The sequence below is a fragment of the Paenibacillus sp. UASWS1643 genome (genome assembly GCF_008693195.1).
Classification (GTDB): Bacteria; Bacillota; Bacilli; order Paenibacillales; family Paenibacillaceae; genus Paenibacillus; species Paenibacillus amylolyticus_B.
The window spans coordinates 79,042-97,157 of record NZ_VXKZ01000114.1 but is presented as its reverse complement, the minus strand read 5'-3'; the positions used below and the strand labels follow the sequence as shown (position 1 = coordinate 97,157).

23 protein-coding genes are annotated in these 18,116 nt (G+C 37.4%); 22 read left to right on the top strand and 1 reads right to left on the bottom strand.

Going from position 1 to position 18,116, the window contains the following annotated elements; genetic code table 11:
• Position 1: 1 nt before the first annotated feature.
• The 15 genes from FE296_RS22605 to FE296_RS22540 all read left to right on the top strand — a co-directional run bounded on the left by FE296_RS22605 (position 2) and on the right by FE296_RS22540 (position 11,532).
• Positions 2 to 778, top strand: a complete 777-nt coding sequence (locus tag FE296_RS22605; RefSeq protein WP_150366419.1) for a (2Fe-2S)-binding protein — start codon at positions 2 to 4, stop codon at positions 776 to 778.
• 44 nt (positions 779 to 822) lie between these two features.
• Positions 823 to 2,544 (top strand): AraC family transcriptional regulator, encoded by a 1,722-nt coding sequence (locus FE296_RS22600; RefSeq protein WP_150366418.1) that lies wholly within the window; start codon positions 823 to 825, stop codon positions 2,542 to 2,544.
• A 327-nt stretch (positions 2,545 to 2,871) separates the two neighbouring features.
• Positions 2,872 to 3,477, top strand: coding sequence for an oxidoreductase (locus FE296_RS22595; RefSeq protein WP_150366417.1), 606 nt, complete (start codon positions 2,872 to 2,874; stop codon positions 3,475 to 3,477).
• Between the two features lie 221 nt (positions 3,478 to 3,698).
• Entirely contained in the window at positions 3,699 to 4,115 is a 417-nt protein-coding gene (locus FE296_RS22590; protein WP_150366416.1) for a hypothetical protein, read from the top strand.
• A gap of 37 nt (positions 4,116 to 4,152) precedes the next feature.
• Positions 4,153 to 4,839 (top strand): hypothetical protein, encoded by a 687-nt coding sequence (locus FE296_RS22585; protein WP_150366415.1) that lies wholly within the window; start codon positions 4,153 to 4,155, stop codon positions 4,837 to 4,839.
• A gap of 112 nt (positions 4,840 to 4,951) precedes the next feature.
• On the top strand, positions 4,952 to 5,260 hold the full coding sequence (locus FE296_RS22580; RefSeq protein WP_150366414.1) for a hypothetical protein: 309 nt from the start codon (positions 4,952 to 4,954) through the stop codon (positions 5,258 to 5,260).
• 26 nt (positions 5,261 to 5,286) lie between these two features.
• Positions 5,287 to 5,676, top strand: a complete 390-nt coding sequence (locus FE296_RS22575) for a hypothetical protein (protein WP_150366413.1) — start codon at positions 5,287 to 5,289, stop codon at positions 5,674 to 5,676.
• A gap of 90 nt (positions 5,677 to 5,766) precedes the next feature.
• Positions 5,767 to 5,976, top strand: a complete 210-nt coding sequence (locus tag FE296_RS34090) for a DUF6557 family protein (RefSeq protein WP_411860601.1) — start codon at positions 5,767 to 5,769, stop codon at positions 5,974 to 5,976.
• Positions 5,977 to 6,046: 70 nt separating this feature from the next.
• Complete coding sequence (locus FE296_RS33525; RefSeq protein ID WP_223869001.1) at positions 6,047 to 6,286, top strand: hypothetical protein; 240 nt, start codon at positions 6,047 to 6,049, stop codon at positions 6,284 to 6,286.
• Positions 6,287 to 6,424: 138 nt separating this feature from the next.
• Positions 6,425 to 6,547 (top strand): hypothetical protein, encoded by a 123-nt coding sequence (locus tag FE296_RS33835; RefSeq protein WP_263364259.1) that lies wholly within the window; start codon positions 6,425 to 6,427, stop codon positions 6,545 to 6,547.
• Positions 6,548 to 6,970: 423 nt separating this feature from the next.
• Positions 6,971 to 7,363 (top strand): hypothetical protein, encoded by a 393-nt coding sequence (locus FE296_RS22565; RefSeq protein ID WP_150366412.1) that lies wholly within the window; start codon positions 6,971 to 6,973, stop codon positions 7,361 to 7,363.
• Between the two features lie 211 nt (positions 7,364 to 7,574).
• Positions 7,575 to 8,006: a DUF4279 domain-containing protein gene (locus FE296_RS22560; protein WP_223869000.1), complete on the top strand. Its 432-nt coding sequence runs from the start codon at positions 7,575 to 7,577 to the stop codon at positions 8,004 to 8,006.
• Positions 8,007 to 8,175: 169 nt separating this feature from the next.
• A complete protein-coding gene (locus FE296_RS22555; protein ID WP_105597799.1) occupies positions 8,176 to 8,406 on the top strand; it encodes a hypothetical protein in 231 nt (76 codons plus the stop codon).
• A gap of 88 nt (positions 8,407 to 8,494) precedes the next feature.
• Positions 8,495 to 8,938: a DEAD/DEAH box helicase family protein gene (locus tag FE296_RS22550; protein ID WP_150366410.1), complete on the top strand. Its 444-nt coding sequence runs from the start codon at positions 8,495 to 8,497 to the stop codon at positions 8,936 to 8,938.
• 791 nt (positions 8,939 to 9,729) lie between these two features.
• Positions 9,730 to 11,532, top strand: a complete 1,803-nt coding sequence (locus FE296_RS22540; RefSeq protein WP_150366409.1) for a serine hydrolase domain-containing protein — start codon at positions 9,730 to 9,732, stop codon at positions 11,530 to 11,532.
• 193 nt (positions 11,533 to 11,725) lie between these two features.
• Here the strand turns inward: FE296_RS22540 and FE296_RS22535 are convergent, their stop codons facing one another.
• Entirely contained in the window at positions 11,726 to 12,106 is a 381-nt protein-coding gene (locus tag FE296_RS22535) for a hypothetical protein (protein WP_150366408.1), read from the bottom strand.
• 408 nt (positions 12,107 to 12,514) lie between these two features.
• On the opposite strand from FE296_RS22535, the gene FE296_RS22530 reads away from it, so the two are divergent.
• The 7 genes from FE296_RS22530 to FE296_RS22505 all read left to right on the top strand — a co-directional run bounded on the left by FE296_RS22530 (position 12,515) and on the right by FE296_RS22505 (position 18,102).
• Positions 12,515 to 13,141, top strand: coding sequence for a hypothetical protein (locus tag FE296_RS22530; RefSeq protein WP_150366407.1), 627 nt, complete (start codon positions 12,515 to 12,517; stop codon positions 13,139 to 13,141).
• 158 nt (positions 13,142 to 13,299) lie between these two features.
• On the top strand, positions 13,300 to 14,196 hold the full coding sequence (locus FE296_RS22525; RefSeq protein ID WP_150366406.1) for a DUF5677 domain-containing protein: 897 nt from the start codon (positions 13,300 to 13,302) through the stop codon (positions 14,194 to 14,196).
• A gap of 131 nt (positions 14,197 to 14,327) precedes the next feature.
• Positions 14,328 to 14,498 carry a hypothetical protein gene (locus FE296_RS32930; protein WP_190945460.1) on the top strand — a complete coding sequence of 57 codons (171 nt, stop codon included), beginning with the start codon at positions 14,328 to 14,330 and terminating at the stop codon, positions 14,496 to 14,498.
• A 324-nt stretch (positions 14,499 to 14,822) separates the two neighbouring features.
• Positions 14,823 to 15,527, top strand: coding sequence for a hypothetical protein (locus tag FE296_RS22520; protein ID WP_150366405.1), 705 nt, complete (start codon positions 14,823 to 14,825; stop codon positions 15,525 to 15,527).
• A gap of 264 nt (positions 15,528 to 15,791) precedes the next feature.
• The gene (locus tag FE296_RS22515; protein WP_150366404.1) at positions 15,792 to 16,466 is read left to right on the top strand and encodes a hypothetical protein; all 675 of its coding nucleotides are present in this window, start codon (positions 15,792 to 15,794) and stop codon (positions 16,464 to 16,466) included.
• A 213-nt stretch (positions 16,467 to 16,679) separates the two neighbouring features.
• Positions 16,680 to 17,699, top strand: a complete 1,020-nt coding sequence (locus FE296_RS33520; protein ID WP_223868999.1) for a toll/interleukin-1 receptor domain-containing protein — start codon at positions 16,680 to 16,682, stop codon at positions 17,697 to 17,699.
• A 181-nt stretch (positions 17,700 to 17,880) separates the two neighbouring features.
• Positions 17,881 to 18,102, top strand: a complete 222-nt coding sequence (locus FE296_RS22505; RefSeq protein WP_190945458.1) for a contact-dependent growth inhibition system immunity protein — start codon at positions 17,881 to 17,883, stop codon at positions 18,100 to 18,102.
• The last annotated feature ends 14 nt before the right edge of the window (positions 18,103 to 18,116 follow it).

The window sequence follows — 18,116 nt, the reverse complement described above, 5'->3', positions numbered from 1 at the left end:
TATGAACCCATATCTCTCGACAGACTTATGGAAAGAGACGGTAGAGGATCATTCGATTTTGCTTGGTGAGCCGCCTGATCATAGTGTCCGTACCATTGCTTTGAGTGAGTTGCATGACGAAGAGGCGTGTCGAGAGTATATCCGCTGGTTTCAGAATTATATCGATGCGCCTGACATGAAAGTGGCAGCCTCCATGTTAGCCAAGCGGCTTGGCTATCTATGGACGACTCCGCTCGTGACCGCGATGACGTTTCATCATCAGCATGTAACCTTTCAGCTGGAGAACAGCTTTCTCTATCATCCAAAGCTCGAAGAACATGAGGAGGGTACACGGTTTCCTTTTCTAGCGGTGAATGGAATTCAGGCTGAAGTACTGACTGGAGACAGGAGCGTATGGCGGGAAAAGGCAGTCCAGGAGATGTTTGCGGTACAGCTGACACCTCTGTTAAAGACACTTGCTGCGATTGCACCTCTTTCGATGAGTATTCTCTGGGAGAATATTATGGTGCGAATTGGCCGACTATTCGCTCCTGATGAAGGTGAGACGGAGCAGGAACGTAAGATCATTCGAGAGGACTTCTCTTATCTGACGCAGGTAGCATCCGGACAAGTGTTTGGTGAGAGGAAGAATCCGTTAACCCGCTTCACCGATTGTAAGGACAATGTGCATGTTGCCAAAAGTGAGCGGATCACCTGCTGTTTCTATTACCAGATGTCAGGGGAGTATTGCCTCAAATGTCCGAAAATTGACAATGAGAAAGAATCTCAATTAAAATGACAACAGCAACAATTTACCTATGCGATTGTCAGGAGATGAGAGAAATGCCGCTGCAAGAACAGACAAGTCTATGGAGTGATACGACGATCAAGATGCTTGACGGGTATAGCGGTACTTTGCAGACTGGCAGTGTTCTTTGCGAAACCGAATTAACCTTGAATGTGTTGCTGCTGGCAGTAGGCGGGGAAGGGGAGCTTGCAATGAATGGTGAAGTTTGCCACATTGGAGCTTCTTTTGCTTGTCATGTGGCGAAGGGAACATCCTTTACACTGACGGCCAGATCAGACGAACTTTATTATATCGTGATTATGTATAAGGCTTCTTCCATGGAAGGAGCCTCCCATGCGTTACCCTCGTATCGCAAACACCCGCTGCAAACCTCGTTTATTCAGAACCCTGTGACGCAAGCGGAATGGATTCAGAATGCGGAAAAAATCGTTGCCAAATGGCGTCGCGGTGAAGGGCTGGAGCGTTTTCATGCCAATGCATTGCTCCAGGGGGTGATCTACGAACTGATCATGGAGTATGAACGTGGTCAAGGCGGAGCGGAGTCCGACATGGTGGATGTTGTAGTGTCCTATATATCATCGCATTATCGCCACAATCTGGAACTGAAAGAGCTGGCAGCCCTCGCTGGATGCAGCGTAAGGCAGTTGCAGCGACGATTCAAACAAGAGAAGCAGCTCGGGCCGATGGAGTACGTCATCCAGTTGCGGATGGAGAATGCATCGCGAATGTTGCTCCATACGGATGCTTCCATTGGGGAAATTGCTGACAAAATGGGTTACCGAGACATGTATTATTTCAGCAGGGCGTTTAAGAAATATTATGGCGTTCCTCCGCTGCGTTATCGACTTGCTGCCGCTTCGGAAATAGATGAAAACTATGCTCAAGCCTTACTGCGGAATCGCACAGCTTCTTCGTACGAGTCGGCCCAAGGTCCGGTGATCTGCCATATGCGAGGTGAATATCAAGTTACTGAATCACCACAGCGGATCGCCGTATTGGATGTTCAATATGCCGATCATTTGCTGGCGCTTGAGTTGTCTCCAGCAGGAAGTGTAGGATCTGGTAGTGCGGTGGTCAATTTCCCTCAATATATCCGAGCAGGACTTCAGGGTACCGAATTACTCGGAACGTATGAGTACCCTGATCTGCTTGCGGTAGAACGATTGTCGCCGGATCTGATTATCTGCACCGAGGTGCATGATCAGCATTATGAACGGTTAAGCCAGATCGCTCCAGTGATTATGTTCAAGCGTAATGAGAGCTGGCAGACCATCCTGAGTCTGTTCGGTGAACTGACAGGCAAGCGAGCAGAGGCTAAACGAATACTTGCCGATTATCATCGACGTACTGCTTTGCTGTCCGAAGAACTGGCTGCAGTACTGGCAGGTAAAAGTGTAGCATTGATTCGTCCGCTGGACTCTCTCGTTCGTGTACATTCTGCCGCTCATCGTACAGGCGCTGTGCTGTACCGTGATCTGGGTCTGCCTGTTCCACTATTTGTATCCGATACCGCTGACACAGCCTATCATATCTCTGTTGATAGATTACCAGCTGTCCAAGCCAGCCACTACTTTCTGCTTAGCAATGAACTCATGCAGGAGGGAATATCCACGACAGAGCAACGTATTCGGGGGATGCTTGATAAGGATGAGCGACAGCAAATACATTCGGTAGATGCCGCGACATGGATCGGCTGTTATGGGCCGACAGGTATTAATGGGATTGTGGATCAGATTGAGCAGGCGTTGTTGGGGTGAGGGGAATTGTTGGCGTTAGCCTACTTGCAGCAGAGGTGATACGTTCTATTTTTAAAAAAGTAGATATGTTCCAATGGTATCGGAAGGCCGTCGGATTCCTCATGGGATGAAGAAGGGCCTTTTTGTTTTATTACTTTATTGAAGGTTCCAATACAAACTCGAATCCTGTGCACCCTGCATAGATTTAGCGTATTCAAAGCCCATTGAATCAATTGGATAAGGAGTTGAGTAAACTAATATATCTCTCTTATTAGCCAATTTCCTTTCGCAATTGTAACAATATGGGTTATCATATACGTAGTTTAGGCACTAGGAGGAGGTAATTCAATGAAAAAAAATATAGCAATAATCATACTAATGGTTGGATTGATAATAAGTATGTACTTCAACTATCAATTCAAAGCTTACAAAGAAAATCAAGAAGTTGATTACGCGGTTAAACTTAATCATGGAACTCAAATGGGTATAAAAGAATCCATCTACAATTTAGATAATGTGATAAAAAGCTTAGAGGACGGTTCTTCCAAGGAAACAGTCATACATGCCTTAGGAAATGTGGCGGTATCTTTGAAAGTTGGTGAAGAATCATTCGTCTTTCTGAATTCCGACTTCAAGGAAGATCAATTATCATCAACCAATTTAATCTACAATGTGTTTAGAGATATGTATACGTATATAAGTGTAGAAATCACAGACGACATTTTATCGAATAAGATATCGCTAGAAAAAGAATCGAGAAATCAACTGATTAAGGATATTGGAGTGCTTAAACAAGATTTGGACTATATCGATAGTCAATTTAACGAGGATATTCTGAAAGAACAAAGTCCTAAGTGGATTGAAAATAAGTGGAAAGAGTTAATAGAAGAGATTGTAAATCGAAATACGGATTATAAGTTATATGAAAGAATGAAAACGAAATACAATCTATAAGTGTTTTGTGGAAGGTAATGAGATCTAAATAACAACATATCTACGCTACGTTGCCTCCACTTCTTTGTCTGCCGAGGGTATTCGAAGAAGTGGAGGCAGCAGGTAACCCTGCACTACCTTATTGAATTGCGACAAGTCGCTGCATCTTTAAAGTAGTGAGGGTTTGTAGATATAAGAACACTTTATGAAATTCTCGATAAAACTTTTTTTGGGGAGGACTTATGAAATCATTACCAATTATCAATACGCCTCCATACTTTAAGATTCTAAATTGTAATATCACCGAGGTTCTAGATGGATTACTAATAGAAGATAATTCTATTTTATTTTTAGACATTTACCATGAAGAAGATCTCGATACCTACTTATCTAAAAATAAAGTATTAAAGTTAGATAATGTGATACAAATAATCGATAACTCAAATAAGATGAGTTTTATACCATATATTAAATCCAAGAAAGATTTATTAGATCAATACAGGTATCAAGACTGGGACTTTTCTTGTATTGTCTTTGATAAAAATTTAAAGTGTCTTTTCTACATAAGAGGAATAGAGGACACAGGAGAGAATGGAATTAGAATAAAAGAAATGGAGCCAAACTTATATAATAAATATTTTTTTAATTATCAAGAATAGAAAGTAACTCTTATGTAGATGAGTAAGGAGGGACATTATGAAGCTTTTTCGTGGAAAAGAAGCCTTAATTCAAGGTACTGATCTTATAAAACCTTTAATATATACGCCTCTAGGAACAATTGAACTTTCTCTTGCTGTCTCCAGCGAATGTTATCTTCCTACTCACTGTGCTCAGCTCAAACATGGCGGCACACTATACCAGTATTACTACGACGCGTTTGATTGCGAGTTATTGCTCTGTAATCTGAACCATAATCTTTCTTCACCTCAGGAAGTAGACGAATGCTGGGGGGCCGTATTTAGAATCAAACCCAATGCATATCATCAGATAAGCACGTGTAGCTTTTCTGCTTCTTGGAAAGAGAGATACAGCTGGGACGATTACGGATCTGACACGGGAGAAAATCTTGAAGCTGTCGAATATGAGAATGAACAGTACCGCTTACACATAGGAACCCAAGATGCACCCCTGATAATGGGGAAAAGAAACCAAAGCGATATGATTCCTAAATCTCTAGATTTAGACTCTGATTCTGAGAAGTATAGTTTTGTCTTACATTCTGATCAAGGCATTGAAGTACCTATGATACAGATGGATTCCCGCGAGATATGCCAAGTACATTTTTTGATAGCGTGGAAGAGCAAAATAGAAGATGATATTTCGACTTGGCTAGCTGTAGACCAGCCCACCAAAGAAATCTTAAAGGAAGAAGATATTTGGTAAACGATAAACGAAAATAGTATATAAAGAACAAGAGATACATCCTTGATCAAGTAGTGGGAGAAGTATATATAGGATATTTTTGGTACGTCTAAGGTAGAAGGAGAGAATGGATATGAACAACATAAACTCTCATAATTGCAACCTAAATATAAGGTATGACCTGCCTGATGAAATGTGGGCTAAAGTTTCTAAAGTATATGAGCGGATGCCAGGGTGGATTGGTTATAAAAGTGGAATTCCATATTGGTTTGGAACTGAAGAGGATGATGTCTTCATTGAAGCATCCGTTGAGCCTAGTGGATTATCATTTTATGCACAGATTAATAGCTATGTATGGATGTCTTGGATAGAAACATTTAAGTTGGAAGCGACAAAAGTGTTGGGTTTTGATGTTGGTGAACCTGAAGATGGGTATGTGTGATGAAAGAAGGAGGATAAAAAGAAAAAGTGATAAATTCTATTAGCATTGATGAACGGAATGGGACCACATTTAATGAAGAGATAGTTATGAACCCTACAAGGGCAGACAGTTTACGTTTATTGAGAAAACTCGATGGAGATAAATTTACATTAGTTTTTTTTGAGGTATCTGACACAGGTTCAGCATTAGTTGGAGGCGGACCGGAATATTTTGTAGTGTCTATTACAACTGATGAACATATATATACGCTTATGAACGATAAGCAGGGAAATAGTGAAATTTCTCTAGTTATCGGTGGTCAGTTAGGAAATTATTGCGATAACATTTGTATAGAATTAATACCCATGCTTGAAGTACTACAGTATTTTCATGAAACTGGTAAACTACACGAATCACATCAATGGAAGCAAGAATAATATTGACTTTTAAAGTAACTTGAAGAAAAAAATTAGCTTCATCTAACATTAAAATCAACATATTCGGTTGAAAATGCATTTCTAAGGAGCATATTCACTGGGGAGAGTAGCGGATGCAGAATAATTGCCAGAAAAGTTGGAGACAGCATACTGTATTTTTATGTAGATCATAAAGTAAATGAAAATTTTTCGAGTGAACAAATTGTAACGCTTTGTTTATATGAAATGACTTGGCTTGGTTTTACTGAAGAACAAATCAAGAGCAAGACCGATAACTTGGAGAACGACAAATCATCTTAGCAAGTACTACTCAACACATGAACATTATATGAATCCCAGAAAACTATACATCCATGAAATGAGTGATTTTATGAATATACAAGATTTAAGGGATTGGTCGGATAAGCATAATGCAAGAAATCGGGCAATAGAGGCTTTTTGGCATAACTTAGAAACCTATAGAGTTGAAGATCCTGAGGAGTTTACAGAGTTATTTTGGGATTACGACCAAAAGTATTTGAAAATTTGGATAGAGGATATATCACTCCATATCAAGAGTCTGGAATACCTGGACCCAAGTAATAAAGAGCTTGAATATATTGAAGTTTAGGTCAGAATTGAATATCGAGCAAATCATATAGGCTATTACAGATTAATTTTCGGTATAGACGGCCAGGTTGAAGATGATTATTTTATTTCGGATTGGACTGGATTAAGACTGTATGAAACAAGGAACTTGTTAGAAGATATGATGGAAGAGATCGAAAACGACCTGATCAATGGGGAAATAAAAGAAAAAGAAGCTATGAAATTAATGAAAATCATAGAAGAGAAGAAAGAAAAAATTCGAAACAGCTATGCTGAGTCGTGAGCATAGGAAACGTTATTAATATCATAACGGGAGAGCTTAGCTCAGCCTAAGGCGCAGAAAAATATTAGATCTTTTTAACTTTAGCACCTTGAGCTCGGCAATAGAAAGATATTTTTCAATTATTTAGATTAATTTGGATATTTCCTTGAGGAAGGTACACTGATTCCCTGTGGGATGAAGAAGGGCCTCCCTTGTTTGTTTTGTCATCACAAAAGAAAGGTTCCTCTGATTCACTTCATATTCGCATCCCATACAACCCACCATATAATGAGCGTATTAAAAAAACATTGGACCATATGGACATGTGAGATTAAGTATTCTGATAATTATCCCATTTTAACCAAATTTTCCTTTTTGAATATCACCACATAGGTTATCATATACGTAGTTCAGATATTACGATGAATGTGTAGTTTTTTCGAAGTGAATGAATTAGATGTTGTAAGAAAAACTAGGAAAATATATAACCATGAAAATCAAAGGATGAAAGAAATGAATAAGAAGACATATCTTGTAAATATAGCTTATCTAATTGACTTGACTGACGAAGAATATAAAGAATTTGATGGGGAATTGACTCCTATACTAGAGAATGAAATTACAATAAGGAGAGATTTGAAATTACATTGGGAGAGCAGTTCCTCTGTATTGCTCGATCCAGAAGCAATGAATTGCGGAAGATGCGCAAAATGTAATTCATGGGTAACTGATAGAGACAAACCAAATCATATTGATGAACTAAATAACGGAGCAGTTGTTGAAGGACAATTACTTTGTGATGAGTGTTTGCCAGAGGAGCATAGGTGGGCTTTTTAGATAATGGATAATGTGAGTAATTTGCAGAAATCTACCCATCACATAACAAAAGTTTCGCGCTATGGGCATGCGCCCTTAACCGTAAGAAGAGATACATTAGAAGCATGATCACCAACACAGGTTTCATTCCTAAGATAAGAACTATTTAAGGATGAAGCCAGTCATGAATTTATGAACGTAAGGTGAACTCTATACATCCATTTTTAAAGAGGTGAAACTCCTGAAAGACAAAACCGAAGTGATGGCTTATTTTAGCTTGTTTGGAGATGAATTCGATCCGAATTATGTAAGTTCAATACTTAAAATTGAACCTACGAATACGGCTCACAAAGGCGATATAATTAACAAAAAGCATCGAATCAAAGAAACATCATGGACATTAGGTACGGATTATGAAGAATCATTAGATGTGAATCGCCAATTAATAAAAGTAGTCGAAATGTTGAGAAACAAAGTAAAAGAGATCAATTCGATTCGGATTGAACATCAATTAAGAATAAAATTTTTCATTGTAATAAGAATAGAAGAGGGGAAAACGCCTGCTCTTTATTTCGATTCTGATTTTATTGAATTTGTTAATATGATTCATGCTGAAATTGATGTTGATTTGTATGCAAATCCATATAATGAAGAATTAGAATAAGAAATAAAGTTTGTAAGACATGCTTCCAAGGAATGGACATCAGATAACATTATGTAGGGAATAAACGAACCTTAAGGATCATCAATATCGGATAAATTGTTTATGTTGTGGGACAGGCTTCCTTTTTGCTGTAAATAGTGGTGTTTCCCTTAAAGAAGGATATTACATAATGAGAAAACGGCATTCTATTGATAAAGCGGAGTGGTCTGAAACTAGAGAGAACCACTATCACAAAGACTGCAAGGATATGGCATTTGAATTTGGCGATAGACTCATCGAAGTAGATGGCACGGTTTATTTGAAACGAAAAGAAGTCGAGATTAAGGTGATAAAACCTCTTAAACGAAAAACATTTTGGTATGAAACATGGCTGAAGATCAAAGAAATCTACAATGCATAGTCTAACATGAAATTCAACATGATCACTTAAGAGCCAGTGAAGGTTGATTAATTATTTTGTGAGTCATATCAGGAGGTAATATATTTGAATGACGATAATTTGTCTCGAAGGTGCCAGTTCTGTAGGTAAAAGTACGACTTGTCAGCAATTCGCTACACAATATGATGCATTTGTTATTCGAGAAACAGGGATTCTTTTTGAAACTTCTCCTCATCTTGAAGGTAAGGAACTTATGATGTGGTTGCTGGAGAGACAAATCGACAGATGGCATATAGCATATGAGAAGAATCAACAACATGAGTATGTGATATTGGATGGCGATGTATTTAAGATCTGGTACAGTTGGATATATGGTTATGAGCACCTATCTTTAGATGAAACAGCGAACTTTTTTAGAAAGAAGTTATTCGAGAATGAAATATCATTACCGGATGCTTATGTACTATTCTGGGCGGAAGAAGATGAACTGCGCAAGCGAAAGGAGATGGATCAGACAAGATCCAGAAGAAATTTTGATAACACCTACGCATGATTGAACCTCAAATGAGATACTTCCATTATCTTAATGAACTGGTACCAGGATATGTGGGAATTCATAAAGCTGAGTCTATAGCAGATAATGTACATCATATTGTAAAGCATAGCGAGACATTACCGGACATAAAAAAACGAGAGATCGAGATCTTTGATAGAGTAATTGATTTCTACAAAAGTACTACTCTTTAAACTCCGTATGGTATTTGATATAAGATCCCAAAGCTACTCTAACTGTGTCTTGGTTAAATGACCAAATGCTGCGATCAAAAGAAAAATGAATATGTGAGGTGAGTTATGGGCGTAAGAAAAAAATATAAATAAACGTAAAATCGTTCGATCCAATCGATTATTTTATTGGTATGTTGAACCGGATATTGACGATGAAGGGATAATCAAATTACATATCGTTTCTGAAGATAAGAAGTTAATCATCACTTATGAAGTGGGCCAATACAGTATTAAGAACAAGCCCCCATATATAGTCATCATCGGAGAAGAATTTGAAGGCTGGACAACAGAATATATAGGATACAGAAGAGTACTAACACCGCAATGGAGCGATGAGTTCATCACGCCAAAATTGATAGGTGAAATCATTGATTGGTGCCTCTTGAAAGACAAAGAGATAAACATCGTGAATTGGAAAGGTGAAATTCTCATACCTCTCTCCTGAATGGAGTGTAATTGCATTTGAGAATAATTTAGATTCATGTGGACTCATTTGAAAACGCATACGTGAGAACAAGAATATGTAATTAACATTTTAATATAAAAGGAGAGAAGCTAATGCAGATTAATCGTGGACATCGCACGTTTAACAAAGTAATCGCTTGTGTTCTTTCATACATATTTATCATTATGGCAATAGCAGTACCTGCCCACGCTGATGAGAAACAGGTTGAGACTACACCATCCAGGATTCCTTTATCCAATTTAGAGGAAACGATTGATGCTTATGTAGCCTCGTATGAGAAGTATACCGCTGCCGTTTCGGTTGTGGCTATCAAAGACGGTGAAACCATTGTGAATAAGGCATATGGTTACGCAGATATAGAGAATCAGCGAAAGGCGGATACCTCTACTGTGTTTGAATGGGCTTCAATCTCGAAACTGTTGGTCTATACGAGTGTGATGCAGCTTGTCGAACAAGGAAAGCTTGATTTGGAGACGGATATCCAAGAATATCCGCCAGAGGGATTTTTCAAAAAGCTGAAATACGATGATCCGATTACGCTAATGAACCTGATGCATCACAATGCGGGTTGGGAAGATCAAACAGCGGCCGAGGTGTTTTATTACTCCGTGGATGAAACGTTAGAATTAGGAGAAACGCTGCGTAGAAATGAGCCGAAACAGATCTATAAACCGAATAATATAGTAGGTTATTCGAACTACGGCGTTGGTCTAGCTGGTTACATCGTGGAAGAGATAAGTGGCCAACCTTTTTATGAATATGTCAATCAACATATTTTCGAACCGCTTCATATGAACGACACTTCAATTCATCCAACGGGACAAGATCATCCAGACCTAGTACAAAGAAGAAATGAGATTGAAGGGTATACAAAAGATTTGAAACTGATCCCTCAGAACAGAGGATACGTAACCTTTTATCCTGCCGGGGCAGCGATTGGGACAGCAGAAGATTTAGGCAAATTCCTTGCAGCGTTGATGCCTGTAGATGATAACAATGTATTATTTAAGAACAGGGATACGTTGAACGAAATGTTGTCTACAAGTCTATATTATGACGGGACCTCTACTCCGCGATTTGCGCATGGGTTCGTTGAGATGGAATACTGGGTGCCTACACTGATGCATGAGGGGAATCTGAAAGGGTTTTCCAGCAAACTTGTATTTGATCCCGCATCTAAATTTGGGATGGTGGTCATGACAAATCAGTCTTTCGAAGAAATTTATTATTATGGGCTTATCAAAGAGATTTTTGGCGATAACGTAAATTCTAATATTATTACTTCAGAGGGGGGAGGATATTTTCAATCTGCACGACGGCCTGCCGCTAGATTTACCGATTTATTCAGGCAACTTGATATAACCAAATTTTCAAAAGCTGAGTTAAGTAGTCTGTATAATGTGGTCGAGCATAATGGCGTGGTTGAGAAAATTTCCTTCACTCCTTACATGGATTACTTGCCTGTATCGAAATGGAAGGTGAACTTGATTGTAATATCTTTTATTCCTGTCATACTAGCCATCCTTTTCAGTGTGACAGCTTTGCTCGTCTATTTTATCCGGATGCTACTACTTTACAAACGAAATAAACGAGGAAATCCTCGGATAGATTTTAATAAATATCATCTTGCAATTAATGTTGCAGGTGCGGTACTTCCTTTTAACCTTTTAATCATACACATGAGACTTCCAAATTATCCCGCTCATTCTTCGATACGGATCAATTTAATGTTTAACCTTCTTTATGTGGTTCTAGCAGTAGCGTATCTTGGCTTGCTTATTTACAACCTGTGGAAGAGCAGTTACAGCAATAAGCAAAAGGTGATGTACATCATGTCTGGCATCTCGGCTTTCATCTTGGCTGCTTTTATTGTGGGGTGGCATTTGTATGTCTAGAACGGTAAACGCTGAATATAGATATTCCATGTATTACAAAGGCTCGTGGATGACTTCTATATATCAATAGTACTAAGTGGGGTCAATTAAATGGAGTAAAGGCAGCAGTTCCTTATCGGGGACTGCTGTCTTTGTGTTAGTTCGCCCTTTGGCGACTTGTGTCACTGTATATTGAAGGGGTATCAAGATCATCCTATTTTTTGTCTCTCAAAATAAATAATTTAATAGAACTGTAAATGACCACCAGAATATTCAATAATAATAGACCTATATATCCATCCGTTAACTTTGTTCTTTCAATCCACTTATTCACTAACTCTCCGATGAGAGCTTGATTTTCTAAATATTTATTTATATCATTCTGATGGATTTCATCCATATACATTAGTGGAAACTCCATGCTGTTGGGAGAAGCAGCTAGCGGCGGATAGAACTCTGCCCATTTCTGAGCTGCCCATCGATCATACTTATAATGAAGGTCTGCGCTGGATTCAAGATTGTCCCACCTGATAAAACCCAATATGAGTAGAATACAAAGTGTAATGACGCTAAATATTAACTTCTTGTTATTCAAATAAACCCCATCCTTATGTTTGTATTACTAACAGTACCGTTGCATTAGAACAACTTTATCATTCGTTTTATTCTAACAGCATTTTCCGTTATCTGTAAGTAGATTGTTTCATTCCGTATGAATGGTGCACGATCAATTCAGCGATATACGCATGTTAGTACGAAAAATATTCAGCGTATTCAAAAGCTCATTGGATCGTATGGATATGGGAAATTGAAAGGACTAACAAATCTCCCTTTTTCGCCAATTTTTTCTTCGCAAATAACACGGCATAGGTTATCATATACGTAGTTCATATCTCTGGCAGGATGTGAGGTGTTTACGAAGTACATAGATTAGATGTTATAGGAAATATCCGCACCTAAAAAATCATATTTATAATAAAAGCGAGATTATGGAGGAGAAAGTATGAAACATGCATTTAGTTTTCCTGGATACATAAGAGAAGCACTTAAAAATTATGTTAACGATGCGATTTCAAAGACATTACCTGAGCAAAATAACCAAGAATCACATTACACCTCGACATTACTAGGCAATCTACGAGGTACTGTAATAAATGATGATAACTATAAAATAGAGTTTTTTGGGGCCAATATAGATGACAGAGGGAAAAATTCTGCTGAGTCTAAGTATGGGGCTGACTTATCAATCGTTGCTGAAATAGTAGATAAAGAGAATCCAGCAAAAAGTATAAAGAAAGCAATTCTTATTCAAGCAAAATTGATGAAAGAATCAGACAGTAAGTTAGAATCAAAAGGATTGAAAGAACAAATTGAAAAAATGAAAAAAATAACGCCGAATCCTAAAGTAATGAAAATAGCACCTGATAAATACGATAGAAGTAAGAGAACAGTAAGTGTATGTAGTGGGAATAAGATATTAAACGATGAAAAGTACAAAGAGTATGATTTAGCAGATTATTTTGTAAAACGTGTGATTACAACATTTGATGGAGATACAAGACCAAATTTTGTTAAAAGAGCATTAAGAAGTGATCTGGAAATATTACAACTTTCAGTTGTTAAGAAGTAAGTATTTCTATGTTTTAATTTAGTTGATTAAATAGATTAGCATTATCGAAGAAGTCGGATACATCCTATAACATAATATTCACGCTGCCGACATACGCCCTTGGTCCGACATACGTCGGACACCAAGCATACGCTGGGTCGTGAATACAGGAACGTTAGATGAAATCATTTGCAAAAACATTAACGAAAGTGAGAGCAAAGATGACGAAAAAGAATGTTGATTATACTAATGCAATGAGCTTAATAGAATTATCAGATGAGGTTTACGAATTATTTAATAGTCGAATGTCCTTGATGAACCTGAAAACGAATAAATATAGTAGTATCATTATTTCTTTGATGTACATTATGGAAAATACCAGCCAAGCTATTAGATATTTAATTAAGAATAGTTTTGTAATTCCTGCTGTTACATTGGCGAGAGTAAGATTGGAACAAGCTATTGTCTTTTCGTATCTTATTCATGCAGAAGAATCAAATGGATTTCAGCCATTCATTGCTCACATTCCAATTAGTGAATATTTAAAATCTTCTTTAGCAATAACTGAGCAGAAGTTAGCAAAAAATCTTACAGAACTAGATTTAGAAACTTTAAAGCTAGCAGCTAAATCAATGCAAGCAAGATTTTCCTCTGAGTCTGAAGGGGAGAGATTTGACAAGAAATGGACAAAACTTGATTTATTATCAATGGCAAAGGCAAGAGACCACATGACAATGGATTTAGATGAAGTGCTAAGTTATAGACTAGAAATAGATTATAAATCGCTTTATAAAGAAGCTAGTTCACTTATACATTTCGACGGTAATTCCATCTTGACTTATACAAATTATTACGTTTCTCGTAACGAAGAACATTTAATAATTGGATCGAAATCAACATGGGCACCGATGGCTGCTGCATTTAACGTCCATTACGATATTATTAATATCTCTGAAACAGCGAAGATTCTAGACATTAATCTTAATGAAGAATTACATGAGGTCTACATTAAGTATAAGTTACAAATAGAAAAGATTTATTTGGGTGAATCAGAGAAGGCAGATGACGTCACCTAACACAAAATCCACGCATCTGGCATTCGCCCGTGGCTCGGCACGAAGTTAGAAGTAGGGTCAGAGGGGCATTTCAGTAGCAGAGAAGCGGAATCAGCCAATGCTTGACTAAAGACAATAGTTCCGGATGAAATATGGAAAGAAAATATCGTCCCTTACAAGAATATTCGGATCCAGCAATAAGAGCTAATGGCGTTCTTGGACTAGCCTATATAGCTAGAACCAAAGAAAATCTGGAAAAACACAAGGTGAAACCAATAATATTAAAAGAGCTTAACAAAATCATCAAAATGAAGGGCGAGTAAAAGACGCAATTGATGATGTAAATCTATATATGAAATGGGAAATTGGAATATCAAAGAAATAATACTGAAGTAAAGACTCATTTTGATAGTATATCGAAGAAGGGCTGACATCATCTAACATCATATCCACGCATCGGAGCCTGACGGCTCCTCGGTCCGCCCGAAGGAGATTGTCAGGAGAGTGGAATCAGGCGGACACATCCCCACCGACTTAAGGCTGCTGGCGCAGCCTTAAGTCGGTGGGACGTCGTGGATACAGGAACGTTATCCGAAATACTCGATAAATCTAAAATAGACAAGATAAAGCATAAAGGAGGTTTTTTAATGAAAGAAGTAATTATAAGGCATGGTGGGGATTACTTGCCAATTGACGATATTGACTTTTCAATAATAGCAAATGATCTTAGGTCTCTCCCATTCTATAGAGATGATTTATTTCTTGGAATGCAGGCAATGAATATTGGTATTATTGACCCTAACATTACTCAATTCGAGTCTGACTTATTAAAAACGTATTTTGAGAAAGAGAGAACACCATCTTATGAAGCAATGACTGTAGGAGCATTCTCTCAAATGTGGATTTTCGCATTATATGAAGTTCTACGTATGTGGCGGGAACGAAAGTATGATTTTTCTAAACTTTTCAAAAACGGTGGGTTAGATTTAAAACTAAAATCACTTGCTGATAATGAAGATGATATGAATATAACATCACATGCTCGAAGGAGACAATTGGAGAAATATCGAGATGAACAGTCTTTTAGGGATGAAGTTGAATATTGCTGGGTTCAATTAGAACCAGTATATCGGTTGGTTGAATTATATAGAATGAATATGGCAAAACACGCGGCACCGGGCAAGAGCAATGCTATTCCAATGGCCCCCGGCTATGGGCGAATTAATATGCTTTGTGGCGCATTAGATTATGAGTTGCTTTTAGATAGAGATAGTTATGAATTGCTCAATAGAAGAGATGTTGCAGATAATTTGAGAGAAGCTCTGTTAGTTATTAGAGCTAATAAGAAATAAAGTTCTGTAGATTAATCGAGAAGTCGAATACTTCGGATAACAAAATATTCACGCTGCGGGCCGTTTGGCCCTAGATCATCCAGAAGTTAATACAAAGAAGTGAGTCAGGCTGACAACCCTGCAAGGCTAAGTCTTCGACCCGGCACTTACGTGGTGCCTTAAGCCTTTCGGGTTCGTGAATACAGGAACGTTATATGTAACTTCCTTGAAAACATTAGAAAACTATTCTGAGCAAACTATATTTTGTGAAAGAAGGCATATAAGGTGAACGAAATACAAGTTATGAGGGAAGAAAGGCAGACAAAAGAATTATTATTAAATCAAGAAATATTCCAAAAAGATTTTAAAGTTAATTTTCATAAAAACGTTATGAATGCTGTTATTCTAACTTTTTTTGTGGGAGGTTTTTTTGCCTGGTGTAGTGCAGGCACTGAAAGCAACATTTATTTGTATTTAAAGAAATGGGATTTAAACGTGAACGAATCAAATAGTTTGTTTTTGATTTTACCCATTCCTATTTTAACTTTTTTGTTACTTGCTCTTCCTGTAGCCATAAAGAATAGTATGAAAAAATTCAATGTGGAAAAATTATTATTTCCCACAGAACAAAATAAGATATTCATGAAATTTATAAGCTCAAAACTATCAGATTCAGACAATAAGCAATTGAAAAATATGAAAGACGTCTTCGAATATATGAGTAACAAAGACGTAGAGGATATTACATTTAAAGAAGACGAATTTGAAGACTACATACGTTCATATATCAGTGAATTGGAAATAAATATGTCTATGTTGTTTGAACAAAGATATTCAAAATTAGTCCTATTAAATCAATGTATTGATGAAACCTTAATAAGGACTAAAAGAAGACCAGAGACGGAGTATACCTTTATTGTTAAAGATAATCATTTGATGCTTTGGAGATACGAATTTTAATTCAAAGCCCCTTTTATAATTAGCATTTATATTTAGGGGGAATAGATGTTTTCTGATAATTCAATGAAGCAGGAAGCAACATATAACATAATATTCACGCTGCGGACATTCGTCCTTGGTCCGGCATTTGCCGGACATCCGACATGCGTCGGGTCGTGAATACAGGAACGTTATCAGAAAGTGCTGAAATCTTTTTTAAGGAGACATAGAAACATGAACATCAAAGAATTTAAGGCTAACGCACTTGCCTTAAAGCAGCAACTTAAAGAGATAACTGAAAATGACTTTTTAACTGATTTTAGATTTCTTGAGGAAATACCAACTTTTCCTGGACAGTATTGGGAGTTTAAATTAAGTTTGCTTGATTCAGATTGCGAAAAAGAGATATCAAAGAGTATTGGATTTCTTGTAAGTAGTGGAAATTTAAAAAATCCTAATCTATCGATCAATGATTTTTTTAGCAACAATGATTTTGTAGAAGAGGAAATTTACACACTAGATGAGAATCACGTATTTGATTGCTTAATTCCCTTGCTACGGAAATACGATGAATATGAAAACTTAGGATATAGTGTAACGATTCATCTGTATTCTTTTATCATTGGTGGAGACGAGTGGCTTAGACAATTATGTGAAGAGTTTGTTTTAATAATTCATTTGGATGAAGAGAATTATGATACATTATCCATTGGCACCATGCAAAGTCAAAGATATAAGATCAAAACTGTAGATGCGAATCGAACTAATTTTTTTATTGTGCCATTTGATAAGTGTCGTTATTTTAATAATTATTCTAAAGTCGAGGAGTACTATGATATGAAATATTACGAGTATGAAGTGGCATTTTCCTTTGCAGGTGAAGATCGAGAATTAGTTGACGAAATTGCCGATCAATTGAGAAAAGCAAATATTAGGGTTTTTTATGATATGTATGAAACTGTTTCATTATGGGGAAAGGACTTATATACTCATTTAGATGAAATATATAGAAAAAAATCGAAATATTGCGTGATGTTTTTGTCAAACAACTATAAAGAAAAAGTATGGACAAACCATGAAAGAGAAAGTGCTCAGGCGAGAGCATTTACTGAAAGAGAAGAATATATTTTACCAATTCGACTAGATGATACCGAAATACCTGGAATCAGACCAACTACCGGATATATTGACGGTACTCTATTCACAGCATCTGAAATAGCAGGATTTATTAGAAGCAAAGTTAAAGGTATGTGAAAGAGATTCAAAGAAGTCATCAACTTCTGATAACATAATATTCACCCTTCGGGGCATTCGCCCCTCGGTCCGCCCGGATCGAGCTAAACGCGATCCGGGCGGACACATCCGTACCAACTAACCGCATCGCGGCCAGCTGCTGAGGCAGCCTTAAGGGACGTCGTGGATACAGTAACGTTATATGAAATACCTGAAAATATTTATTCAAGAGGGTGAAATCATGCGTCAAGTAGATCTAACCAAAACCCTTGAAGAGCTTGAAGGTGAGTATTGGGGCGAACCGAATTTTGCTTCTTCACTAGTGATTCAAGTACATAAATTAAGAAAAAAACCTCTTTGCGAATTAAACAATGAAGATTTATGTATGTTAAAGAGCATTGGGATAGACTGGTTCCTCCGGTAGAACAATTGGAAATT

Coding starts and splice junctions, on each gene's coding strand:
- FE296_RS22605 (WP_150366419.1), top strand. CDS start 2: ATGAACCCATATCTCTCGACAGACTTATGGAAAGAGACGGTAGAGGAT.
- FE296_RS22600 (WP_150366418.1), top strand. CDS start 823: ATGCCGCTGCAAGAACAGACAAGTCTATGGAGTGATACGACGATCAAG.
- FE296_RS22595 (WP_150366417.1), top strand. CDS start 2,872: ATGAAAAAAAATATAGCAATAATCATACTAATGGTTGGATTGATAATA.
- FE296_RS22590 (WP_150366416.1), top strand. CDS start 3,699: ATGAAATCATTACCAATTATCAATACGCCTCCATACTTTAAGATTCTA.
- FE296_RS22585 (WP_150366415.1), top strand. CDS start 4,153: ATGAAGCTTTTTCGTGGAAAAGAAGCCTTAATTCAAGGTACTGATCTT.
- FE296_RS22580 (WP_150366414.1), top strand. CDS start 4,952: ATGAACAACATAAACTCTCATAATTGCAACCTAAATATAAGGTATGAC.
- FE296_RS33525 (WP_223869001.1), top strand. CDS start 6,047: ATGAATATACAAGATTTAAGGGATTGGTCGGATAAGCATAATGCAAGA.
- FE296_RS33835 (WP_263364259.1), top strand. CDS start 6,425: ATGATGGAAGAGATCGAAAACGACCTGATCAATGGGGAAATAAAAGAA.
- FE296_RS22555 (WP_105597799.1), top strand. CDS start 8,176: ATGAGAAAACGGCATTCTATTGATAAAGCGGAGTGGTCTGAAACTAGA.
- FE296_RS22550 (WP_150366410.1), top strand. CDS start 8,495: ATGACGATAATTTGTCTCGAAGGTGCCAGTTCTGTAGGTAAAAGTACG.
- FE296_RS22540 (WP_150366409.1), top strand. CDS start 9,730: ATGCAGATTAATCGTGGACATCGCACGTTTAACAAAGTAATCGCTTGT.
- FE296_RS22530 (WP_150366407.1), top strand. CDS start 12,515: ATGAAACATGCATTTAGTTTTCCTGGATACATAAGAGAAGCACTTAAA.
- FE296_RS22525 (WP_150366406.1), top strand. CDS start 13,300: ATGAAATCATTTGCAAAAACATTAACGAAAGTGAGAGCAAAGATGACG.
- FE296_RS32930 (WP_190945460.1), top strand. CDS start 14,328: ATGGAAAGAAAATATCGTCCCTTACAAGAATATTCGGATCCAGCAATA.
- FE296_RS22520 (WP_150366405.1), top strand. CDS start 14,823: ATGAAAGAAGTAATTATAAGGCATGGTGGGGATTACTTGCCAATTGAC.
- FE296_RS33520 (WP_223868999.1), top strand. CDS start 16,680: ATGAACATCAAAGAATTTAAGGCTAACGCACTTGCCTTAAAGCAGCAA.
- FE296_RS22505 (WP_190945458.1), top strand. CDS start 17,881: ATGAAATACCTGAAAATATTTATTCAAGAGGGTGAAATCATGCGTCAA.